The sequence below is a fragment of the Psychrobacter sp. VH5 genome, assembly GCF_050572635.1.
Lineage (GTDB): Bacteria > Pseudomonadota > Gammaproteobacteria > Pseudomonadales > Moraxellaceae > Psychrobacter > Psychrobacter celer.
Genome location: NZ_CP192145.1, coordinates 377,698 through 398,835, shown reverse-complemented (window position 1 = coordinate 398,835; position 21,138 = coordinate 377,698). Strand labels below are relative to the sequence as shown.

Below are 21,138 nucleotides of genomic sequence, written 5' to 3'. Positions count from 1 at the left end.
CCTAATTAGTAATCTGAACCAGATAAGTCTCGAGTATATACCTTATCCAAACTACCTGATAAATCTTCTGAGAGTCGGTTGGCTACAATAATATCTGACCTACTCTTAAACTCTTCTAAGTTATTTACAATTTCACAGTCTAAAAAACTATATTCATCAGACTTCGGCTCATAGATAATCACCGTCGTACCTAGTCGTTTTAAGTGTTTAATAATACCCTGAATGGCCGACGCACGGAAATTATCAGACCCTGCTTTCATGATCAGACGATAAATACCCACAACCTTGGGATTACTCGATACGATATCATTGGCGATGAATTCTTTACGAGTATTGTTTGAAGAAACCACTGCTCCTATCAAGTTCTGCGGTATATTTTCATAATTGGCCAGTAGCTGCTGAGTATCTTTAGGGAGACAATAGCCACCATAGCCAAAAGATGGGTTATTATAAAAATCCCCGACCCTTGGATCTAAACAAACACCTTTGATGATTTGCTCAGTATCCAGACCATGAACCGCTGCATAAGTATCCAGCTCGTTAAAGTAAGAAACGCGTAATGCAAGATAGGTATTAGCAAATAGCTTGACGGCTTCTGCCTCAGCACTATTGGTCAATAGAATGGTTGGATTTTCTTTCACTGCGCAATCTGCCACCATTTGCGCAAACTTCTGTGCACGCTCTGACTGCTCACCGACGATGATGCGTGAAGGGTATAGATTATCGTATAGCGCCTTGCCTTCACGTAAAAACTCAGGAGCAAAGACAAGATTATCAATGCCTAGTCTTCTTTTCGTTTTTTGCGTAAAGCCAACAGGAATGGTGGATTTGATGATAATCAAGGCATTGGGATTGACTGCCAGTACGTCCTTGATGACGGCCTCGACACTACTGGTATCAAAAGAGTTGGTGTCTGTATCGTAGTTGGTCGGGGTGGCTATCAGCACATAGTTTGCATCGGTATAAGCTTGTACTTTATCTGTCGTCGCAAACAAATCCAGCTCTTTACGAGCTAGAAAGTTTTCTATTTCTTTATCATCAATCGGCGATTGACGCTGATTGATTTTACTGATTTTATCTTGATCGATATCTAATGCGGTGACGCTATATTTTTGTGCAAAAAGTACGGCATTAGAGAGACCGACGTACCCTGTGCCTACGATGGTTATTTTCATAATTACTCTTTGGACCTCTTGTAAAATGACTAGCTGTTCTTACTTTCTATGATCTCAAGGACAATAGAGTCTATTGACACCTTAGTAGAAGAATCCTTTTTTTCAACAACTAAGCCCATATTTCCTTTAAAAACCACCTCAAAATGGTAGCTATTTTCTAAAAACTTACCCTTAGGAGCTGATATAAGGAAATGCCAACCTATATCTTCTCTAAAGCTCAAACCACTTATATTTTCTACACTTTTTATTTCTTCAAAATATAGCTTTACTAGTAGTGAGACATCTTTTTCAGAGTTAGAGTTATCAATACTAAAAATGAGATTTATATTTGAAGTTTTTAGAAAGTCGTTGCTACAAACACTTTTAATGTTTAGCTCACCAGATTCGCTACTAAGACTTATCTTGTTGTTTAGAACCTTCTTTTTCTTGAACACAGTCTTATGATCCTTCGTATCTAAATCCCACTTACTCATATAAAAATCATAGAGCATCTTCGATAACGTTTTAGATCCTATTTCATTCATATGTCTCCTATCATAAAAATTACTCTCATAGTCAATATTTCTAGCTTTCATTTCTTTATCTATATCTAGTAATGGTATGCTATGCTCCATACAAACCGATCTCAGCATTTCATTAATAGTACTTACAACACGTTCGCAAGAAAGATTAGGGTAAGTAGCGAAATAAAACTCTTGGTTGAAATTTAAAGCTGTAGTATGTATTGACTTAACAATACTTTCAAAATGATCTTTATTTAAATTTTTAAAGTTACGCTCGGCACTTTCATAATCAGTAAGGAATAGATTAGAATGATCTTTAGTTAAGTTCCAGTAACTATCTGAGTAGGCAATAGCAGAGTAATCATTAGATGAAATAAAATATATTATTGAATCAAAACTATCTGCAAGAAGCTTATTAGTTAAAGTATTTAGAACGTTTAAGGATGTCGCCCCTGAATATCCAGCGTTATAGACTTTGACTGGAATATTTTGATATAAAAAAAGACCTTCCAGATAAGTATTCCATCTACAGCTTTCCCTGACAAATTTATTCTCAATTAATGAGGCACCAACAACACATATCTTTGAAACAGGAATAAACCGTCTACCAGAAACTACATATCCATTGGAATCTGTTTGAAACTTATATGCTATATTACTATTTAAATTTCTAGATTTTTCCGCATAAGTTATAGAAGGGCTTTTGAACATATCCTTGTCAGCTTCAAACTCTCTCAATCTTATCTGCCTTTTCATTATTAGAACCCTTAAATATTATAAAATATATACTAGAAGAGAAGTTAATCAATTTATGAGAAGCTTATAGAAAGCTATAAATTTCTTTTTTCGTTATTAGCTCACAAACAATTAACGAAGATAAAGTGGTTAACTCAAACCTTTTATCTCCTTTTTTTGCACTTAATGCAGACAGAAAAACAGGATAGTCTTGATAAAACTTTAAAAAATGAGGGGATTGGTATAGTGCAGTTGGACCATTAAACCTATAGTTTTCAACTCCCAGCTTATTAAAGTTAAGATCTGGTTCTTTATAAATATGATCTACCTTCATTTTTTCTAGCATTTCATGTTCTGGATTATACCTCTCTGTACAAGAGAGCGGAATATCTAAATCTTTAATCCATTTTGTGAACTTCGGTATAACTCTACCTTGATAAGGTAAAGTAGCTAGTTTAGTTGAATGTATGGTCTTAATTAAATCAACTGTTATTGCTCCAGCTTTAATATGTGCCTCAGAGTATTTACAGCTATTCACTAAGCTCAACAACAAAGGATCATAATCTAAATCGATACTAATAAACCTTCTGTTTGAAACTACACTATGCATACCACAGTGACTTGAGCAACGATTACGTAAGTAAAATAGTATATTATTAAGAATCGAACTATCAAAGTGTTGCTTATCTCTAAGCTCTTCAGTCACTCTTAAGTCAGCTTGATCAAAAATATCACCATCAAAGTTTGAATGCTTTCTATAGTAATCGTGATAGCTAATCCTGCTAGGGAATTTATCTTTCTTAAAGTTAATACTACCAAAGCCTTTAATAATTTCACCAAAGTAGCCAGTAACTTCACAGTAACCTTTATCGCTACCACTACCCCAGTTACTAAAATGTGCAGACTTAATTCCATTAAATGCCACCACCATGTTTACGTATTTTTTAAGATCGTTTACATGTAGACCAAACTTTTTGACTGTTCCTGGTGTAAGGTTATAAGTTGTTGCTACAAGATTACTTATTAATCTATCTTCAGAGCGACCGTCACCGTAAGAAAATACATTCCCTTCAAACCCGCTACTAAGTAATGACGCTAATGCAAGCCTTGAATCTCCACCGCCTGTCAAGTGACATACAGGTTTATGTTTTTCGAGTAAGGCTTTAGCACGTAATTTCATACGATTAGCTGTAATATTCAGCAGTTCATTATAATCTAGATCTAAAAGATAATTATTATGTTTAACTACTAAAAAAGACTCATTTTTTATTTTTATACTTTGGTAACTACTTAATCTATATACATTCTCAAGGATAGTTTCTTGTTTTAATGGAGATAGATAAGTAACATAATCCACCATACAATCAATATTAATATTTTTGTTATTTAAAATGCTTGAAATTGCGAAGAAATTGTTACTTACAATAAAAGAGTTGCCATTATGATAGTAGAATACTGGATACTGACCCATAGGATCAGTAAATATTCGGGTGGATTTTTCAATAATAATGGCACAAAAAACACCGCAATTATAATAATAAGTATCTTCTAGAGCACTTATATCTGGTATTTCATTATATAACTCATGAAAAAGCCTATTGTCTTGAAAACAATAACCCATAAAACTCTTCTCATTAAATCCACTATCAGTATCTATACGATACCTTTCAGACACACTATTTGAATAGTCATCAGAGCAAATTACAAAAAAATCTTTTTGTTTAATTAGAAACATTTTTTATCCTAACTCAAATAGCTGAGATCGAAATTAATATAAAACTATATGGATGAAACATTCTCTTGCATTATATATCACCATATATGACATTTAAATAAAGACTTTATTATTATCAACACCAGTAATCCATAAATCTCTAATTAAATCATAATCGTACAGTTTTTTGTAAGTATTATTAATCAAATAAATAATACTGTAAACTTTCTTATCATTTCCGATTTTTTCAATATTAATTGCATAGTGATACACTAACATTGATACTTCTGACTTCATACGTACTGCTTCAAGTAACTGACCGTTTCTTAAAAGGTATAAGTTCGCTATAAACGCACTTGTCAGACAAGATATAAATGCATTCAAGTCATTCAAATCGTATTGCTTATAAACTTCCTCTGGCTTACCAGCAATAAAGCATTTTGTTTGATCACAAAAATTAAATATCTTCATCCCTTCTTCAAGTAATGCATTAGAGTATAAAGATATAAATATAAAAACCTTATCGTCTAAATTAGTAGTTCTATTAAAGAGAGTCACAAACTCAGACATCAGTGACTTAGCTTCTAAGGTTTTCTTTTGTTTAACAAACCATGTAAGTTTATTGTGCATTTTTCTAATATCTAAGTTTGCAATAAACCCTTTCAAACTATTAGGGAGACTATCAGAAAAACCTATTATATTTAGATTCTCTTTTAATATAACTACTTCTGACTCATCTATATAGTTAATAATTGCCTGCTTTCTTAATATATTTCTTTGGGATGCTTTTGTAACGGCTTCTGTTTTACCAGAAGACAGTCTGAATGTTGCACCACTCTTTTTAAACAAGCCAGCCTCACTAGATTTTGAATACTTTAAGTCTACCCAAGGGCTCAGCTTAGTCCACCCATCCCATTTTCCTTCAACACCTAATCTTTTAAAGAGCTCTACTTTTGGTTGATTACCATATACTCTATCCTCATTGAAGCATTCAACTGCATCATAACGAAAAGTAATTTGAGGTTCCTCTACAGCATTGGATATAGCTGACTGTTTGCTTACTACTTCGTTATTAGATACTCTCTCCATAGGTGTAAGAATATATTTAATATTACCAGAACTCTCCATATCAGCTTTAATTTTCTCAATTTCAGCCTTTGTTATAAAGCAATTACCATCCCATGGCATTACCCATTCATGGTTACGTTTCCCATTCTTTAAAACGAAGTTTCTAGCTCCATTATTATTTATTAGATACCGGTTTTTAGACTCTCTAATTTCAACATTCATAACTAACCTATTCCAGACGTCGAAATCTTTAAACCAAGATTCTGGATTAGGGATATTCTTTAAGTCGTAACCTATTTTTCTATATATTTCTTTATCGTAGGTTATCTCCAAGTACTTAGCGCCTCGAGACTCTAATACATCCTTAAGTTTTTTTTGTAGCTTAGAATTAGTAATTCTATTAAGTACAAAGTACTTATCTACATTCTCAAAAGCCTCTTCTTCATCCAGAACTTTAATTAAATTCTGATAGGTTTGTTCTTGTGACTGTAGTGTTGAGTGATTATTTCCTATTATTCTATAAAAACCAATTTCATTTTTATGAAACTCGTTTTTTAATAGCTGACTGTTTAACTCATTATTTAGGGAGGGATGCTTTTCTGCTAATAGACTAATTAACAATCTTATATTAAAGTCATCAAATTTTTTAGCATAATATTTAATTGCCTCGCCGGCCTCTCTAGTATACTTAACAGTCTCTTGAACATGAGCATTGTAGATTCTATATTGAACATCATCAGGAAAAGATTTTATTAAATATCTAAATTGGTTTAGAAACTTAGTTTTCAGTTCAATCATTTCAGAATTAAAGAGCCTATTACTAACTGTAACAGGCTGCGGCTTTAGTTTTACTAGAGCCTCCTGATAAGTTGAGATTTCATAAAGTTCAAAAAACCTTAGATTAAACTCTAGGTCTTGATGTCGCTTATATGATTCATCGAATCCATTTAATTCAAGTATAACATGTCTTCTATAGGTAGCCGTATTAGTATGGAGATAATGCCGAGAGTAATCTAAACTCAAAAACTCCTCAGTTAAATCACCCTCAGTATATCGACCCAAATTATTTACCTTAGAATTCCATCCCAGAAACCCACAATATACTGCTCCTATGTTCTCTGGTAAGCTTTTTAACTTTTTAATTACTTTTGACAACCTACCTTGGATATATATATCGTCATCATCAAGAAAACTAATATACTCACCAGTAGAGTTCATTATTCCTGTATTCCGTGCAGCTGAGCCATTCCTATTAAACTTATGTTTTATAAGTTTAATATTACAGTTACTTGAAACCCGTCTGAAGCTATCAACAATAGCTTCTACTTCAGCATTTAGCTTTTGTTTATTACCATTGTCACTTACTACAATTAACTCTATGTCTTCATAGTCTTGCAGAACTACTGACTCGATTGCGTTTCTGAGATTGTCCGCTCGTTTATACGTAGGTATAATTACAGTTGCTCTACCTCTAACAGCAACTGGCCTTTTATTTTTATTTAAACTAACTAATCTATCATTACGTACATTTGTTACACCAGCTTCGAATTCGATATAACTAATTAAGTCAGACTCGCTAATATGATAATTTTTACTCAATGTCACCGTATAGTCTGATTCTGTTACTATTCTAGAGCTCTCAGTGCTTACTATCTCATTATAAGCTTCATTTAATACGACGGGATTATGAAGAGGTCTTAGACCATCTGTTGAGTTATAGTAAATCCTAACATTAAAAGGAAGTTCTTTTTCATTTTTAAAACTTTCAATATATTTTAGATTGTTACTAGAGCTCAAAACTATTGAAACACTAGGCTTTAAAAGAGGATAATCGAAGTTTTCTAACCTCCATTTAACTCTTTTACTATGTTCAACTTGTGAGCGTTTACCTCTAATAGCACTCTCTTCTACATCAGCAATAACTATATTAGGATAAGCTACAAAGCATTTATTTATATGTCTCTCATAAAGCTCTCCAAGAGGTAGGTGATCGAAAGGCGCTTCTAAAGAACTAGCAGCATCTATCATTTCTTCAATAACTGATTGATGAAATGCAATTGCAAAAGATCCACATGTAGTGTTACCGTCTATTCTTCTTGGCAAATAATAGCCTTTATCTAATGATTCTTTTTCACCTATACCACTCCATCCATATTGAGATGCGCCCAATAAGAGAATCTTCCATTTATCGTTTATATTACGAGTAAAACTCTTAAATTTTTCCTCGAACTGATTATCCAATAATACATCGTCTTCGAGTATTAAAAACCTTTCATACCCTTTGTTCTTAGCATCGTCCAGTATTCTTAGATATGTATAGATATACCCCAATGCTCCAGCGGATTCGATTAGGCTTCTGCGAAGCTTAATCTCTTTATCACTGAAATGTTTATAACGCTTGAAAGTTCCTAATGGTCTTTTACTATATTCTAGCCATTTTTGATACGCCTCTCCTTTATAACCATCGGTCGCCTCAAAAACCTCAAAATAGATATTTTTTTTCTTCAAATGCTGAGCAATTGTTAGTTTATCTTTAACTTTATGCTTTAAATTTACTACGTATACGTGATCAAAATAAGAATTTAAATAACTTAAATCTTGAATATTTGTTTCACTAGAAGCTGGCTTATACCCCATACTCTTCTTACATAAACTAACATTAGCTTCAAAGAGACTAGTACCGTAACGTTCTTGAAGCTCAACATATAGTTCATAAGCCTCTTGAAACCTGCCTTGTTTATACAAACTATTTGCAATTTTTACACTCATCAAATCTCTTCCTTAATTCAAACACTTCTAGTAACTAAGAGTACTCTACTTTTAATTTATATAGCTAAAATACTAAAAGCTTACTTAACAGGCTGTATTATTTCTTTCTTTTATCTAATTTAAAGTTTATTACATCTCTACTTAACTTGAATGGAATTTTAGGGATACTACTGGGAGATTTTAAGGCATCTGTAATTGTAAGCCCAATAATATAAGATAAATGACTTTTAACTTTTACTGCATCATCAGCATCTTCATACTCTTCTATTGCTGGGAGATTCTCATTTTTCTTCGTATTTCTATCAAAATCTCGATATTCTTTTACGACTGCAGACGGTAGTCTAACTATAGATGAAGGTGATTTTGAATGATTGATAATTGCAGAGCCAACTCTATAAGGTAAGTCTTCTTTTATCCTATCAGCTGCACCATAGTAGATTGGTCTCGGTTTTGACTGCTTGACATCGGTAACTACTTGTTTATCATCATTTTTTAAATACTTTTCTAAATTTTCCTGGAGCACATGAATTTGGTTAATAAGCTGAATATTTTCCTTCTCAATACTCTCAATAGATTGAGATCTAATATCTTCAGCTTGTTTTTTAAGATCATCAATAGTCTTTTTACTCTCTTTACTTAATGAGTTATAGTCTTTTATACTTTCAATTAGTTTTTTATTCTCTTGATTCAGTTTCTCTTCTAGAACCCTTGTATTTCCTACATGAATATCAATAGATTTTTTTAAGCTAGCTATTTCACTGTAGGCCTTTGACAGCTTAGTACTTATCTTTTCTAACTCATATTTTTTTCTCTGCTCACTTTCATTGAAATAGTTTACGGCACTCACTAGACTATCAAGATCCAACCTTTTTGTTTTAAATATATTCTCACTAGTCTTTAATGAGGCTTTAGATAATAAACCATTAAAAACATCGATCAACTCTGGAAACTTACTCAATATTTCATTCGTAGCCAGTTCATTGATAATATTCGTATCACCACCTAAACCAGTAACTAAAGACTCTTCATAACTAGCTACTTGCCAACCACTTTTCAACACTAAGCTATTTGTGATCTTTTTAACTTCAGCTTTGTATTTACTAATATTACTAAGAGCACCCTTACCTTCAATTAGTATACATTTCTCATTATTAGATGATAAAAAATCTAACATTTTTTGATGATAATCAACCCACTCATTCATAGCTTGATTAATCATATCTGTAGTCAAAACTACATCTGCGAATTCTTTAAGAATATTACTTGGATGATCAAATACAAGAATAAACCCTACATCATGCTCAACCTCTTCCCAGTATTCTAAACTAGCTAAATTTTTATCAGACTCCCAGCCCCAGTTTTCAGCATCCAAATTAGCCAAAAGAAAATCCGTCATCACATTATCGGCCATCTTTTCATTGGCAGATGACATATCTTCTCGCGCAAGCACTTTATAGAGCGTCTCTGAAACTTGCTGAGGCGTCATTTTATGAGTATAGCTGTCAGCAGGTCTACTCAAACCTCTTTCATATAGTTTTTCTATCAACTGCTTGGATTTAGAGGTTTTATGTCCAGCTTGAATGATAATACTCATGTGGGTTTCCTTAGTAAATAACAATAATAATAGATAAGATAAGTTTATTCACTTATAGCCATTCGGATTTTGACTCTGCCAGCGCCAGGTATCTGCACACATCTCCGCGACAGACAGCTTAGCGTGCCAGCCAAGTAGCACTTTGGCTTTATCAGCGCTGGCATAGCAGCTGGCGATGTCTCCGGCACGCCGCGCGACAAACTGATACGGCACGCGCTGCCCTGTGGTGTCGGTAAAAGCATTGACCAGCTCTAACACCGACGTACCAGTGCCAGTCCCTAAATTAATAGGCAAAAACCCTGCTGAGCTGTGCTGTACATGAACTTGCTGCTGTAAATAATTCAGTGCCGCGACATGACCGGATGCCAAATCACTGACATGGATAAAATCCCGTACCCCTGTGCCATCGACGGTCGGATAGTCATTGCCAAAGATGCTAAGTTTCTCCAGCTTACCAACGGCGACTTGCGAGATATAGGGCATGAGATTATTTGGAATGTCGTTTGGGTCTTCGCCTATCTGCCCTGATGGATGCGCGCCCACTGGATTGAAGTATCTCAGAGAGATTAGACTCCAGCTAGTATCGGAGACGGCTAGGTCTTCTAGGATATGCTCGACGGTCAGCTTGCTCTGACCATAGGGATTGGTACAGGAGCGCGGGGCAGTCTCATCGATAGGCAGGGTTTCAGGATCACCATAAACCGTAGCTGATGAGGAAAACACGAGGTTTTTAACGTCGTATTCTGTCATGACTTCGAGTAAGGTGATGGTGCCACTGACGTTGTTATTATAATAAAGTAAGGGCTTGGCGACGGACTCACCGACGGCTTTTAATCCGGCAAAATGTATGACACCAAAGAATTGATGAGCGTCGAACACTTGTCTTAATGCCTTGGCATCACGGATGTCATCCTTAATAAACTCAATGGGCTTGCCGATAAGGTGAGAGACACGATTGATTGCTTCACGGCTACTGTTAGATAGATTGTCATAAACTACTATCTCGTAGCCTGCCTGATGCAAGGCTATACAAGTATGAGAGCCGATGTAGCCTGCGCCGCCTGTGACGAGGATTTTTTGTTTCATAATTTTTCAAACCAATAAAAAACACCCCATTGTAGGGGTGTCTTCTTAACATTTCAATATAGTTTTAGTAGCTTCACTATAGATAATGTCTATCTTACCAGCCAGTAACTTCTTTTAGCTTATCGCCTAGCTTCGATGGGTCACGTGTATACGCGATACCCGCATCCTCAAAGGCTCTAAACTTCTCTTCTGCAGTACCTTGACCACCAGAGATGATCGCGCCAGCATGGCCCATACGCTTGCCTTCTGGAGCAGTGACACCAGCGATGTAGCCAACCACAGGCTTCGTTACATGGTCTTTGATATAAGCGGCGGCTTCTTCTTCCGCAGTACCACCGATCTCACCGATCAAGATGATCGCTTCGGTCTGTGGATCTTCTTCAAACAGTTTTAGCGCGTCGATCTGGTTCATGCCAGGGATAGGATCACCACCGATACCGATACAGGTTGACTGACCAAAGCCTAGCTTTGTGGTCTGCGCGACCGCTTCATAAGTCAAAGTACCAGAGCGTGAGATGATGCCCACTTTACCTGGCTGATGGATATGGCCTGGCATGATACCAATTTTACATTCGCCTGGGGTGATGACGCCTGGGCAGTTTGGACCCACTAGACGTACATCGCCCGCTTCTTCTAGATAGCGTTTTGCTTTTAGCATATCGAGAGTCGGTACGCCTTCAGTGATCACGACGATCAGCTTCACGCCAGCATCGATTGCTTCAACGATAGAGTCTAGTACAAATGGTGCTGGTACGTAGATAACAGAAGCATCCGCTTGAGTCGCTTCCATGGCTTCCGCCATTGTATTAAATACTGGTAGGCCTAGGTGCGTTTGACCGCCTTTACCTGGGGTTACGCCGCCGACGACTTTGGTGCCGTATTCGATGGCTTGCTCTGAATGGAAGGTACCATTTTTACCCGTAAAACCTTGTACCAATACTTTGGTATCTTTATCGATTAATACACTCATTATTTTTTCCTTGTATTCGGTTGTCTTGTGACAGCGACTTGACGACTGATGACCACTATCAATGATGATCTGACAATGACGATCCGAGCCTAGCAAGTGCCATCACGCTTTGACGACTATGCGATAGCGCTTATATGCTTAGAGTTAGGTTTCATCGCCCTACTCTAAGGCGCTGGCGCAATCGGTATTAAGCTTGTACAGCTTCGACAATTTTTTGTGCAGCGTCTGCGAGGCCTTGAGCTGAGATCAGTTTTAGACCAGACTCTTCTAGGATTTGCGCGCCTTTTTCAGCGTTGTTACCTTCTAAACGCACGACGACAGGTACTTGTACGTCGACTTCTTTGACCGCAGCGATGATGGCTTCTGCGATCATGTCACAGCGTACGATACCACCGAAGATGTTGATAAGAACGCCTTCTACGCTGCTGTCTTCTAGGATGATTTTGAACGCTTCTACAACGCGATCTTTGGTTGCACCGCCGCCCACGTCTAGGAAGTTAGCAGGCTTGCCGCCGTACAGTTTGATGATGTCCATGGTCGCCATCGCAAGACCCGCACCGTTGACCATACAGCCGATGTTGCCTTCTAGGGCGACATAGTTTAGGTCAAACTCAGCAGCTTTTAGCTCACGCTCGTTTTCTTGCGTTTTGTCTTGTAGGGCTGCAATTTTTGGTAGACGATATAGGGCGTTTGAGTCGATACCGATTTTGCCATCGACACAGACAATTTCACCATTTTCGCGTACAGCTAATGGGTTGATTTCCATTAGGGCAAAGTCGTTTTCGACAAAGGCTTTATAGGCGCCAGTCATTAGTTTAACGAACTGGTTGATTTGCTTACCTTCTAGGCCAAGTTTAAACGCCACATCACGCGCTTGGAACGGCATTAGACCGACTAATGGATCTACATGTACTTTGAAGATTTTTTCTGGTGTCTCATTAGCGACTTCTTCGATATCGACGCCGCCTTCGGTTGATGCCATAAAGGTCACACGGCGGGTGGCACGGTCGACCACGGCACCAAGATATAGCTCAGTCTGTACTGGATACATATCTTCTGCAACCAAGACGAAGTTGACGGGTTGGCCATCAGCATCAGTCTGGAAGGTGACCAAGTTAGTACCGATGAGCTCTTCTGCCACTTGCTTGGCTTCTTCACGAGTCTTAACCAGCTTTACACCGCCCGCTTTACCACGGCCACCAGCGTGTACCTGTGCTTTGATGACGGCGATATCGGTTGGGGTTTTGTCAAAAGCAGCAGCAGCTTCGTCGCCATTGTGGGCGATGATGCCTTCTTGAATAGGCAATCCGTAGCTTTTTAATAGCTCTTTTGCTTGATACTCATGTAAATTCATTGATTGTATCCCTTGTTTTTTACAATTAATAAAAAGTGAAAATAAGTGCGCGTAGACCAGAGTCTGGCGCACTTATGACCATAGCAGCAGCGCCGATAGCAGTACTATCATTGACGCCTAAATAGTCAAGTCATAAATCGATACTTGCTTATTTGTTTGCTTGTTTTGCAACGGTAGCGAACGACTTATTTTTTACGCTTTTTACGCTGGATAGCGTGGATAGCACGGCCATCTGCAGATAGCGCCGCTTCGTGTACTGCTTCTGAGATCGTTGGATGAGCAAACGTCATCAGCTGCAGGTCTTCGATACTAGAGACAAACTCCATCGCGATCATGCCTTGATGGACGATATCACCTGCGCCTGCAGAGATGGCATGCATACCTAACAAACGATCTGTTTTGGCATCGGCGACGACTTTGATAGAGCCTTGGCCTTCGCTTTGCGCGAGCGCACGACCGTTGGCCGCTAGGTTAAATGAGCCAGTTTTAACTTCATAACCTGCTTCTTCGGCTTCTTGCTCAGTCATGCCAACCCATGCGATTTCTGGATGGGTATAGATGACGTTGATGATGGTGTCGTAGTTGACCTGAGCTTTTTCGCCATGGATACGCTCGACGGCCATCATGCCTTCTTCCATCGCTTTGTGTGCAAGCATAGGACCACGTACCAGATCACCAATGGCATAGACGCCGTCTAGATTGGTTTTGCACTGCTCGTCGACATCGATTAGACCGCGCTCGGTTAAGGTGATACCGCTGTCTTCGCCCAGTAGTTTTTCAGAGTAGGCACGGCGACCGACACAGACGATTAGCTTATCAAAGCTCTCATCTGAGGCTTCGCCTTTGGCTTCGCTGGTCACAACGACTTGATCGCCTTTGACTTCAGCGTTGGTAACTTTGGTATCGACACGGATATCAAGGCCTTGCTTTTTCAGCAGTTTGCCGGCTTCTTTGGCGATGTCTTTGTCAGCGGCGGCTAAGAAGCTTGGTAGTGCTTCATATACCACAACCTCACTACCCAAGCGGCGCCATACAGAGCCTAGCTCAAGACCGATCACGCCCGCACCGATCACACCAAGGCGCTTAGGTACTTCAGTAAAGTCCAGTGCGCCAGTCGAGTCGACGATACGGTCGCCGTCAGTTTTGGCCACTGGAATCTCGATAGGCACTGAGCCTGCCGCAAGAATGACATTTTTTGCGGTGATGGTCGTTTCGCTGTCGTCTTCTAGCGCGGTAAATTTAACTTTTTTCTCGCTACCTTTACCATCTTCTAATGTGCCCCAGCCTTGTAGCCAGTCAACGCCATTGCCCTTGAGCAATGCTGCCACGCCGCCGGTCAACTGCTTGACGATGCCTTCTTTGCGAGCGATCATCTGCTCGATATCGATAGAGACATCACCTGTGCTGATGCCATGCTCAGCTAAGTCATGCTTGGTCGCTTCATAACGATGCGAGCTATCCAGCAAGGCTTTTGATGGGATACAACCGACGTTTAGACAAGTACCGCCAAGCGCAGGCTCGCCTTTATAAACGCGTTTTTCGATACAGGCCACGCTCATACCAAGCTGACCTGCGCGAATGGCTGCTTCATAACCGCCAGGACCGCCGCCGATGACGACCAAATCATAATTGTCTTTCATAGTACGTTCCTATTTTTTAGATTATTTTAGATTTTGCTCATGTTGTGTGAGATATATCGGCACGATGGTGTCACTTTTGTGCAATAACGACCGATCTCATCTTTAACCACAGGGTTAATCATCTGTCTGGTTTTGATGACGTCTGTAGTAGCCAATAGGCTGCCCCAAATACAGGCAGCTCGATAAAGAGTACTAACGACCCGCCGTCAGACGCCGCCCTATAGGACTGCATCTTCATTAAACGTCACAATTAAATGTCATAACTAAACGGCTTGATTATTGCTAAGCGTGATTTTACTCAAATGACAATGGCCGATACCAAAGTTAAAAAACTTGTATCAGCGATTGCCAATACAAGCTTAGAAGCTTACAGGTCTAAAAGAAGCATAGTAGGATCTTCGACCAATTCTTTTAGTGTCACTAAGAATTGTACCGCTTCTTTACCATCGATCATACGGTGGTCATAAGACAGCGCTAGATACATCATCGGCAAGATCTCAACTTTACCGTCGACCGCCATTGGGCGCTCGTTGATTGCATGCATACCCAAGATAGCAGTTTGCGGTGGGTTCAAGATAGGTGTTGACATCAGTGAACCAAATACACCGCCGTTTGAGATAGTGAATGTACCACCCGTCATCTCGTCTAGACCAAGCTTGCCTTCTTGCGCCTTGCTACCGTATTCACGGATTTTGGCTTCGATGTCCGCCATACCCATACGGTCAGTATCGCGCAGTACAGGAACGACGAGGCCGCGATCTGATGATACCGCCACACCGATGTCATAAAAACCATGATAAACGATGTCATCACCGTCTAGTGAAGCGTTTACCGCTGGAAAGCGTTTGAGTGCTTCGGTCGCCGCTTTGACAAATAGCGACATAAAGCCTAGACGTACGCCATGACGTTTTTCGAACTTCTCTTTGTACTTAGTACGCATGTCCATCAACGGCTTCATATTGACTTCGTTAAAGGTCGTCAACATAGCGGTTTCTTGAGTAGCTGACAGTAGACGCTCAGCGACACGCTTACGTAGGCGCGTCATTGGGACGCGTTTTTCGGTACGCTCGCCAGTGGACTCTGCCACAGGACGACCACTATCTGACTTGATAGAGCTGTCGGCTTTTAGCGTTGGGTTTGCCATATCACTCTTGGTCACACGGCCACCGCGGCCACTGCCTTCGACGTTTTTCGGATCTACGCCAGACTCTTTGGCCGCTTTACGCACGGCTGGGCTTTGATCTTTATGGTCGGCTTCGTCTTTTTTGTCAGTGGCTTGTACTGGCTCACCGCCATCTGTACCTTGCTTAGCTTGCACTGGTGCCGCTGGCTGGTCTGGGTTGACTGCTGGTTCATCGTTTGAGTCTGTGCTGCCGCTTGCACCCGCTTCAAATTCAGCGATTAGCTCGTCAGATAGTACTGTGTCATCTACTTGCTTGACGATTTTGGTCACAACACCATCATCAGGTGCCACAACTTCTAAAACAACTTTGTCGGTTTCGATTTCAGCCAATAGGTCATCACGGTTTACTTGCTGACCTTCACTGACATGCCATTCGACGATCGTGCCATCGGCAACCGATTCTGGAAAAACGGGGGCTTTGATATCAGCCATCGATATACTCCTTAGATTTGGATATTTATATGCGTTATTAAGTCGTGATAGGCAGTCAATACTGTGTGCAACAATGTCACTGATAGGTATTGCCAGTACTGACTGTCATCGCCTGCTTCATGTGTCTTCTATAATCTATAACTTGTAACGTCTGTCACTTATCTTACTTTGCCAGCTCATCGACACTGATACCAAGACCGCCTGCGATCAGTGCTTGCTGCTGCTGAGCATGCAGTTTTGGCGACCCTGTCGCAGGAGCGGCGCTCGGTGGACGTGCCACTGGCTCCATGACTTTTGCCTTGGTTGGATGTGGTACGACGATACGGAACATATGCGGCGCCAGATAGTACCAAGCACCTTGGTTCAATGGCTCTTCTTGCGTCCAAACGATTTCTTTTAGGTTGCTGTATTTTTCGATCTCAGCAATCAAGCGTTTTTCTGGCAATGGATAAAGCTGCTCAATACGGACGATGGCCACATGATCAAGTCCAAGCGCACGGCGCTGCTCAAGTAGATCATAGTAGACCTTACCACCACAGAGCACCATACGAGTGATGTTGTCTGCATTGTGCTCATCCATCTCTGGCAGTACCGTCTCAAACTTACCGTTGGCAAGCTCTTCTAAGTGAGAGGTTGCCAGCTTATGACGTAGTAGGCTCTTCGGTGACATAACGATAAGCGGTTTACGAATTGGGCGTACCGCTTGACGACGTAAGGCATGATAAATCTGTGCAGGCGTCGTTGGGGTAATCACTTGCATGTTGTCTTCGGCACATAGCTGCAAGAAACGCTCAAGACGTGCTGATGAATGCTCAGGGCCTTGACCTTCATAGCCATGTGGCAACAGCATGGTTAGACCACAAACGCGCTGCCATTTGGTCTCGCCGCTTGAGATAAACTGATCAATCACCACTTGCGCGCCGTTGACGAAGTCACCAAACTGCGCTTCCCAAACGATGAGCGCGTTGGGTACGGTGGTTGCATAACCGTATTCAAAGGCCAGTACCGCTTCTTCTGACAACAACGAGTTATAAGTGGCAAAACGTGCTTGGTTTTCGCTGATATGTGATAAAGGCACATACATGCTGCCGTCATTGACGTTGTAGATCTCACTATGACGATGCGAGAAAGTACCACGGCCGACATCTTCACCAGTGATACGAACCAAGGCATTGTCATGATCGACCAATGATGCATAGGCCAAAGTTTCAGCGGCGCCCCAGTTCAGTGGCTCTTCGCCTGTTTGCATGGCTAAACGCTGATCGACCACTTTTTGTACTTGGCGCTGTAGCTTGTAGCCTTCTGGCATTTGCGCCATACGGCGGCCATACTCTTTTAATTTTTCGATATCGACGCTGGTATCCCATTCATCGACCAAATCATGACCTAGGTAGGGCTTCCAATCGACAAATAACGCTTCGTTTGGCTTGCTGACCAATGAGTTGGCGACATAATCACCACGGTCTAGCGACTCACGGTAGTCATTTTCGTACTGTTTTTCTTCTTCTGCGCTAAGGACGCCATCGGCGATGAGCTTTTGTGCGTAGATAGTACGCGTCGTAGGCAGTTTTTTGATAACTGCATACATCAAAGGCTGCGTCGCTGATGGCTCGTCGGCTTCGTTGTGACCGTTACGGCGATAGCAGAACAAATCAATGATGATGTCTTTGCCAAACTCATGACGGTAGTCTAGTGCCAATTGCGCAGCAAACACCACAGACTCAGGGTCATCGCCGTTGACGTGTAAGATAGGTGCATGCACCATCTTGGCCACATCAGTACAGTACTCGGTTGAGCGTGCGTCTTCTTGACGGCTGGTCGTAAAGCCGACTTGGTTGTTGATCACGATATGAACCGTACCACCCGTGGTATAACCACGCGTCTGTGACATCTGGAAGGTTTCTTGAACCACACCCTGACCGGCAAAAGCAGCATCACCATGGATGACGATTGGCAGCACTGAGTTACCGCCTTTGTTGTCCATTAACGGCTGATCGTTACGGCGAACTTGACGTGCACGTACCGAGCCTTGTAAGACGGGCGCTACGATTTCAAGGTGCGATGGGTTAAAGGCTAGAGCCAAATGCGCCTCACCACCTGGTGTCATAACGTTAGAAGAAAAACCGTTATGATACTTAACGTCGCCTGAGCCTTTTTCTGGCTGTACCTTACCATCGAATTCATCAAACAAATCGGCAGGGTTTTTACCTAAGATATTGACCAATAGGTTTAGACGGCCACGGTGCGCCATACCAATGACCATCTCTTTGGTGCCATAGCCGCCAGCACGTTGGATGATTTCATTGATGGCTGGGATAAAGCTCTCGCCGCCTTCTAGACCGAAACGTTTGACGCCGGTATATTTACGAGCCAGATATTTCTCTAGGCCTTCAGCCGCTGTCAGACGCTCTAAGATAGATAGACGTTTTTCTTTATCAAATTCGATATAGCCTAGGTTGGTCTCGAGGTATTTTTCCATCCAGCGTTTTTCGGTGCTGGTGGTCACGTGCATGTATTCAACACCGATATAACGGCAGTACACACGCTCCATGATTTCGATGATCTCACAGAGTGTCGCTTCGTCTTTACCGATGTTTAAATCATTGGTCGGGAATACCGTATCGAGATCGGCCTCTGATAGGTTGTGATATTCTAGCGTCAGATCTTCTACTTCGGCACGCGGATGCAGATCTAATGGATCTAGCTTGGCACGGCGATGACCACGGCGGCGGTAAGCTGAGATCAGCTGCTGCACACCCATTTGTTTAGGATCCGCACAGTCGGCACTGCCAGCAGACGCGCTACTGGTGTCGGTGTTGACTTTATTGGCGGTTTGATTGCGGGCCAGCAATAAAAACTGATCCTTAATAGCATTGTGTTTGGCGTCATTTGGCGACTTGTACTGTTCAAAATACGTTTGCCAGTCCGCATCCACACTATCAGGATCTGTTAGGTATTGCTCGTAGAGCGCTTCGATATAATTGGCATTGTCAGCGGCCAGTTCAGTATGTCCTAGCTCTGCTGCGTCTTTGGTTATACTATTCATAATAATCGTCTATTTGATAGATAAATGAATGGAATCGTGCTTATTATTGTGTAATCTGTCGTATATCTGCTATGTAAACCTTGTATCACATCAGCGGCTGAGCGCTTATTGGTTGTCAAAAGTCTGGATAACCTATGACGTAACTTACGTCAAGCAAGAGTCAAGAAAATTGACCGCTGACTGTCTCTCGTCTATTTTTGCATTGCCGCTAACATATGGTGTCGACAATAGCTAAGTAGTGCTGATCGCAGTTATTACAATAGTGTTGGTAAAAATATAACTATTTGTGAACGCTCAGTTTTCTGAACCAACTCGTTTCACAACATTAATTTATATATAATGCAAAAAGCCATAACAAATCTATTAACTAACATGTATTAACCACTGGTTATCCATGCGGTCGTGGCAAGATCATAACAACTATTCACCTGACACATATGGCTGGCAAGGTGTGTATAGATGTTGCAATAGCAACCAATGACTCGCCAGTCTTCCTGCTTTCAGCTAGCCTTTCATACGGCTATTTTGGCTGAACTGTTATCCTATCAATGAGATAGGTGACACTCTTAGCCAAATATACATTGCTGTATAGGGTAGCATGTCTATTTTTTACGACATAGTTTGTTTGTTCAATACTAGGTATTTACATAATGAATATCTATTATCAATATAATGATATCATTATTGGCTGATTCTGGCTTGCCATTATACCTAAAGTAGCAAAATCTTCCTAAGCATTCGGCCCAATCAAGCACTAAAATTACCTAAATAAAGGCAAATACCTCATCAAAACCCTGAGCTAATGTACGCTTACCCGTATGACTTTTCTATCAAGTTAATGATATTGCGTATCTAATTATATAGGCCGCGCATCTTTATCACAGACCTTCTTACACATGACCAACGTACTGTCAATATAGCTTTACCATCATACTGTCATCGATGCACGCTAAAAACACATCGCGCTTGCGCTGCTGTCTGTAAATGTAGGTTGCGCCGTTGAGAAGCCCCCGCCCCCTAATCAATAAAAAACACCACCTAATGGCTAGGTGGTGTTTTTTTTACAGTATCTGTAAAAAACCATGCAATTATAAACGATTAACCTGCTTGGTCAATCAACATATTACGCAGATGACCAATTGCTTTGGTTGGATTCAAGCCTTTTGGACAAACTGACACACAGTTCATGATACCGCGGCAACGGAACAAACTAAACGGATCGTCCAAACGAGCAAGACGCGCTTGCGTATCACTGTCACGGCTATCAGCCACAAAACGATAGGCGTGTAGCAATGCTGATGGGCCTAAGAACTTATCAGGGTTCCACCAGAATGATGGGCAGCTGGTCGAACAGCATGCACATAAGATACATTCGTACAGACCGTTTAGTTGTTCGCGCTGCTCAGGTGATTGCAGACGCTCTGTCGGCGGTGCTGGCTGATCATTGATTAAGTACGGGTGTACTTTTTCGTATTGCTCGTAGAATTGGTTCATATCGACGACCAAATCACGAACCACAGGCAGACCTGGTAGAGGACGGACGGTGACTTTTTCTGGCAAGGTGTTCATGTTGATAAGACATGCAAGACCGTTTTTGCCATTGATGTTCATGCCATCAGAGCCACAAATGCCTTCGCGGCAAGAGCGGCGGAAAGTGAGGGTCTCATCTTCTTTCTTTAGGCGTAATAACACGTCAAGCAACATACGATCTGAGTCTAACAGCTCAATCGTATAGGTTTGCATGCGCGGCGCTGCGTCCACATCAGGATCGTAGCGATAGATTTCGATGGTGCGAGTACCTCGGCTCATAATGCTAAACTCCACACATAGGTGATGGCGGGCATACAAAGACTGCGATCTCACCGCGCT

12 protein-coding genes are annotated in these 21,138 nt (G+C 40.9%); all 12 read right to left on the bottom strand.

Annotation, left to right across the window (positions count from 1 at the left end; genetic code table 11):
- Positions 1 to 5 precede the first annotated feature (5 nt).
- The gene (locus ACNFVB_RS01700) at positions 6 to 1,175 is read right to left on the bottom strand and encodes a nucleotide sugar dehydrogenase (RefSeq protein WP_430737875.1); all 1,170 of its coding nucleotides are present in this window, start codon (positions 1,173 to 1,175) and stop codon (positions 6 to 8) included.
- A gap of 29 nt (positions 1,176 to 1,204) precedes the next feature.
- The gene (locus tag ACNFVB_RS01695) at positions 1,205 to 2,416 is read right to left on the bottom strand and encodes an SGNH/GDSL hydrolase family protein (RefSeq protein ID WP_430737874.1); all 1,212 of its coding nucleotides are present in this window, start codon (positions 2,414 to 2,416) and stop codon (positions 1,205 to 1,207) included.
- Between the two features lie 82 nt (positions 2,417 to 2,498).
- A complete protein-coding gene (locus ACNFVB_RS01690; RefSeq protein WP_430737873.1) occupies positions 2,499 to 4,148 on the bottom strand; it encodes a hypothetical protein in 1,650 nt (549 codons plus the stop codon).
- A 93-nt stretch (positions 4,149 to 4,241) separates the two neighbouring features.
- Complete coding sequence (locus tag ACNFVB_RS01685) at positions 4,242 to 7,964, bottom strand: glycosyltransferase (RefSeq protein WP_430737872.1); 3,723 nt, start codon at positions 7,962 to 7,964, stop codon at positions 4,242 to 4,244.
- 97 nt (positions 7,965 to 8,061) lie between these two features.
- Positions 8,062 to 9,558: a hypothetical protein gene (locus tag ACNFVB_RS01680; protein ID WP_430737871.1), complete on the bottom strand. Its 1,497-nt coding sequence runs from the start codon at positions 9,556 to 9,558 to the stop codon at positions 8,062 to 8,064.
- A 48-nt stretch (positions 9,559 to 9,606) separates the two neighbouring features.
- Entirely contained in the window at positions 9,607 to 10,644 is a 1,038-nt protein-coding gene (gene galE / locus ACNFVB_RS01675; protein WP_430737870.1) for a UDP-glucose 4-epimerase GalE, read from the bottom strand.
- A 94-nt stretch (positions 10,645 to 10,738) separates the two neighbouring features.
- Positions 10,739 to 11,614: a succinate--CoA ligase subunit alpha gene (gene sucD, locus ACNFVB_RS01670; RefSeq protein WP_075101409.1), complete on the bottom strand. Its 876-nt coding sequence runs from the start codon at positions 11,612 to 11,614 to the stop codon at positions 10,739 to 10,741.
- Positions 11,615 to 11,801: 187 nt separating this feature from the next.
- The gene (gene sucC / locus ACNFVB_RS01665) at positions 11,802 to 12,968 is read right to left on the bottom strand and encodes an ADP-forming succinate--CoA ligase subunit beta (RefSeq protein ID WP_075101408.1); all 1,167 of its coding nucleotides are present in this window, start codon (positions 12,966 to 12,968) and stop codon (positions 11,802 to 11,804) included.
- A gap of 185 nt (positions 12,969 to 13,153) precedes the next feature.
- Complete coding sequence (gene lpdA / locus ACNFVB_RS01660) at positions 13,154 to 14,608, bottom strand: dihydrolipoyl dehydrogenase (protein WP_430737869.1); 1,455 nt, start codon at positions 14,606 to 14,608, stop codon at positions 13,154 to 13,156.
- Positions 14,609 to 14,975: 367 nt separating this feature from the next.
- Positions 14,976 to 16,223 (bottom strand): 2-oxoglutarate dehydrogenase complex dihydrolipoyllysine-residue succinyltransferase, encoded by a 1,248-nt coding sequence (gene odhB / locus ACNFVB_RS01655; RefSeq protein ID WP_289055557.1) that lies wholly within the window; start codon positions 16,221 to 16,223, stop codon positions 14,976 to 14,978.
- A gap of 163 nt (positions 16,224 to 16,386) precedes the next feature.
- On the bottom strand, positions 16,387 to 19,269 hold the full coding sequence (locus tag ACNFVB_RS01650; RefSeq protein WP_430737868.1) for a 2-oxoglutarate dehydrogenase E1 component: 2,883 nt from the start codon (positions 19,267 to 19,269) through the stop codon (positions 16,387 to 16,389).
- A 1,098-nt stretch (positions 19,270 to 20,367) separates the two neighbouring features.
- Positions 20,368 to 21,078, bottom strand: coding sequence for a succinate dehydrogenase iron-sulfur subunit (locus ACNFVB_RS01645; RefSeq protein ID WP_105244551.1), 711 nt, complete (start codon positions 21,076 to 21,078; stop codon positions 20,368 to 20,370).
- Between the last annotated feature and the right edge of the window lie 60 nt (positions 21,079 to 21,138).